Below are 4,357 nucleotides of genomic sequence, written 5' to 3' on the forward strand. Positions count from 1 at the left end.
GCGATGGCGTAGTCGGCTGCCACGACGTCGTCGCCGGTGGCCTCCGCCGGGGCGGGTGCCTCTGGCACCGCCACGTCGTCCCCGGGGTACGCGCCGGGCATCCGGGGGAGTACGGCGGTGGGCCGGTCGGCGGCGACCGCGTGGTGTCCGGCGCCGATCAGGGCCTTGACCAGCGCACGGATCACCCGGCTGCCCTCCACTCGGTCCACGTGCGCCAGGCTGGGCAGCCGTAGCACCCCGTCGCGGTACATCAGCTCGTCCGGTGGGTTCAGGCCGGCACGATCCTGGTCGGTGACACTCCGCGTGGCGGGATCCCGGTACGGGCGGATCTCCGCTGGTTCGCCGAGCGTGCGGTAGGTGGGTACCGCCAACGTGAACATCCCGTCCGCCTCGGTCGGCGGAGGTGTGTCACCGTGGCTCCACGAGATCTCCAGGCGCATCCGTACCGGCACCTGGAACGCGTGCGAGCCCTCGCCGGTCGGGTTGAGCGCGTACGACTCCTGCCCGAACCCGATCGTGGTGTCGGTGATGGTGGCGGGCCGGGAGAAGCGGTTGACGCCGCCGGAGAAGCCCTGCACCGGACGATCCGTCCCGGTCGTCCCGGCCGGGTTGCTGGAGGACCCGGCGACACCACCGTTCCAGCCGAACGGCGAACGGCTGCGCCCCTCACTGGCGGGCAGCGTCGAACCGGTCCAGTTCAGCGTCTGGACGTCGGGCAGGAACAGGAAGTGGACGGCTCCTGCCTGGGGCCCGTCGGTGAAACGACGCTCGGCGGACACGCGTACCTCGGCACGCTGGATCTCACCGCGGACCGGGAGTTCGAAGACGATCGGGTAGCCACCCTCGATCATCTCGTCCACGGCGCCGCGCAGTCCCACACCCGAGCGGGTCACGTCGAGCTTGCGGACGTTCACCAGGCGCTGCACCCTGGTGGCCTCGTCGGTCAGCCGGTCCAGCGTCGACTCGCCCTCGGGCGGCAGGAAGCCGTGCGCGGCGAGCCAGGTCTCGGCCGTGGCGAACAACGGCTCGGCACCGGTGACCCGTAACGGCGTGGTGGAGACGCCGATCGACCGGAGCTGCGCGATCTCGGGTGGCAGGTAGCGCGGTGTGGTGGGACGCCGGATGATCAGGTCCGCAGGTGGTACCCGCAGGATCGCCCGGTGCGCCGCGCCGGAGCCCAGCGGCGTCACCGGTTCGGGGCGGGCCGCGGCACCGGTCGCGCGGACCAGTTCGACATCGAGGACCACATCGACGCCCTGGGGGATCAGCGGCTTGCGCACCCGCAGCGAGTGCGAGGTACGCGCGCCACCACCCGATCCCAGCGTGTGTGATACCTGGTGCCGCGCTCCGATCTGCCCCCGGACGGCTCCGCCGGTCGGCTCGACACCGGGCTCAGCCGGCGTCGCCGACATGCCGAGGTTCACGAACCCGTCGACGCCGACCGCGTTGGTGACCTCGGCGGAACCGTCGACCCGCAGGATCCGCAGCACGTGCGACTCCAGCACGGCGTCCTGCGTGGCCGGACCGGTGACCTCCCGCGCGACCAGCTCGGTGCGCATCCGGAGATATCCGATCACGGCCCCGTCGTCGTCGAACAACAGCGGCGACGGGTGGCTGCCCGTCCACGCCAACGGGATGTTCGCGCGGAGGCTGTACTCGCCGAAGAACTCCCACAGGTCCCGTCTCGACGCCGACGACAACGCCGCGAGGTGCGGCCGGAACGACGCCATGACGTCGCGGAAGATCAGGTCGGCGTTCAGCACCGACTGCACGCCGAAGAGCGGCAGGTCGGTACGGAGGAGTTCCAGCGGTGCCGGTTGGGGCTGCTCCGCGTCCGGGCTTGGCGCCTCCACCAGGTGTTTCGGGAACCACACCGTCAACCGCTCGGGCGGCGGACTCTCCAGGTCGGTCCACGGCCGGTTCACGTCGTCGCCCATGCGGAGCTGCCACCGCATCCGGTAGCGGTACGGCCACGAGCGTTCGCGACTGCGCAACAGCGTCAACGCCTGCACCGCGCCGGTGACCGTCGCCGAGGTCGACGTCTGGTTGTACGTCATCGTCGGCTGCACCGTCAGCGCCACCCGCCGCAGCACGCTGTCGCTGTCAGCCGGCAACGGGTGCGAGTAGGTGAACGGCAGGCGTACGGTCCGCAGGTCGCTGGCGCTGCCGCTCTCCGCCACCTCCCACCCGCCGAACGCCCAGCGCTGGAGGGTGACGGGTGGCCCGTCGGGCATCTGTTCGATGTCGGGGTCCGCCTCCACCGGGTCGCGCAGCGACACCCGTAGCCACGGGGTCGGGCCGCCATCGGCAGCGCTCGACAGCGGCAGCCCGGTCTCGCTGCGGATCCGGGGCCACTCGGTGAGCAGGTAGTCCGAGGTGAGACGCCGTTCGAGATCCGCGCCGAAGGCGGCGTGCGTACCGCGCGTACCGGCCGCCGCCTTCACCTGCGCGAGCAGCCACCCGACGACGACCTCGGGCACCGGCGCGATGTGCTCGAGTCCCTGCATGCCGTCGAACCGCGACCCGTACCGCCGTACCGCCTCGGTCATGTCCCCGCGCGTGGCGGCGGGTGTCGACTGCTCTCCGGAACCGTCCTGTGGCGAAGTCAACCGCTGGTCCCCTTTCTAATCCGGCGGTCGGCGCGACGATTCACCGCCGGACGGCACGACCGTTCGGCCCGGCACAGCGAGGCGATCGAGGAATGATTCGTCCGCGCACGACAAATGCAGGATTCGCTGCCGAAAGAGGAGCGCGCCGTGATGTCGATGCCGCGGACGGCAGTTTCAAATGCCCGTGTACGGCTGTGCCGTCGAACTCAGACGGTGCTGCACATCCGGCGGAATTCGACGAAGCAGCGCCGAATGGGACACCTGCTTGCACTCATGCGAACAGGCTAGATCCGGCGACGGTGCGATGGTGGCAAGTGTGATCCAAAGCACCCGTTAACCTATAGGCTAAGTGGGAGTTACGGGTGTGTCCTGCCTGGTCAGAAGCGCCCGGCGCTACGCTGCCTGTAGTCCGGGACGGTCCGCGCGGACCGGGGTCGCCCGCAGGCGGCCCCGGATCGTGCGGGCGGCCGCGCGCAACTCGCGCACCGTGTGCGCCACCGGTGCCTCGCGCAGGGCCTCCGGCGAGGCCAGTGCGTAGATCCGACGGTGCGGCCAGTTGGCCAGCGGTCGCACGCGCAGCCGACTGTCGAGGTGGGCCGAGATGGCCAGCTCGTTCATGAGGGTGATGCCGACGCCGCTGGTCACGAGGTTCTGGATCGTGACGTGGTCGTCCGCGGTGGCCACCAGGCGGGGCGTGAAACGCGCCGCCGCGCAGGCGGCGAGGAAGCGCTCCCGCACGGTCTCCATGACCCACGGCTCGTCGGCGAGGTCGGCGAAGTCGACCTCGTCACCGTCGGACGTCTCCCGGGCCAGCCGGTGGTCGGCCGGCACCACGACGCACCGGCGATCGGTCATCAGGGACACGCGGCGAAGGCCGCGCTCCGCGTCGGCGGTGGCCTCGTTGGTCCAGTCGCACAGAAGGCCGATCTCGATCTTGCCGGACCGCAGGAGCTGGGCGGCCTCGGGCGGTTCGACCTGCTGCACGACGAGCTGCGGTGCGGGATCCCCGCCGTCGTCAGGCGTGCTCCGGGCGAGCCGGTCCAGCAGCGAGGGGACCAGGGTGGCGCAGCTGCTCCGGAACGCCCCCAGCCGGACGGTGTCGGCCCGCTGCTCGCTCATCGCCCTGATCTCCGACTCGGCGGCCGCGAGGGCGGTCAGCACGATCTCGGCGTGGTCGGCCAGCCGGCGGCCGGTCTCGGTCAACACGATTCCTCGTCCCGCCCGCATCACCAGGGACGCCCGGGTGGCCCGTTCGAGCAGCCGCATCTGATAACTGATGGCCGGCTGGGAATAACCGAGTGCCTTGGCGGCGGCGGTGTACGAGCCGTACCGCGCCACTTCGGCCAGGATCAGCAACTGATGCGTGTCCAACACGAGTGGAATCATAAGGATCACTTATGAATGCTCGGTGACGTTTTGATTGGACGTTCGGCGGCGTCGGCCCGATGCTTTGTCCGCAACCGAATTCGGCTGACCCCCGCTATCGGACGATGCCCCCAGATATCCGTCGGCGGCGCCGTCCTGCCCACGGCCGACCACGAGCGGCCGGCGTTCACCCACCCCCGAGTAGTCCCCGGACACACCCTCAGGAGAGACACAGTGGAACCATCGACCGTCCTGGCCGCTCGCGGCCGACGCCGGCTCGCCGGTCGACGGGCAGCCGTCCTGGCCACCGCCGTGGCACTGACCACCGCCCTCGGCGTCACCGCAGGGTGCAGCTCCGCCCCCCTGCCGGCGCCGCCCGGCAC

At 70.8% G+C, this 4,357-nt stretch carries 2 protein-coding genes; both read right to left on the reverse strand.

The genetic code is table 11. The features are described 5' to 3' along the window. A partial coding sequence (locus EYA84_RS27500; protein ID WP_131056717.1) for a hypothetical protein occupies window positions 1–2,549 on the reverse strand: 2,549 nt, incomplete at its 3' end. Window positions 2,550–3,002: 453 nt separating this feature from the next. Next, window positions 3,003–3,983 (reverse strand): LysR family transcriptional regulator, encoded by a 981-nt coding sequence (locus EYA84_RS27505; protein ID WP_161595054.1) that lies wholly within the window; start codon window positions 3,981–3,983, stop codon window positions 3,003–3,005. Window positions 3,984–4,357 lie beyond the last annotated feature (374 nt).

Origin of the sequence: Verrucosispora sp. SN26_14.1 (genome assembly GCF_004307965.1) — a bacterium.
GTDB lineage: Bacteria > Actinomycetota > Actinomycetes > Mycobacteriales > Micromonosporaceae > Micromonospora.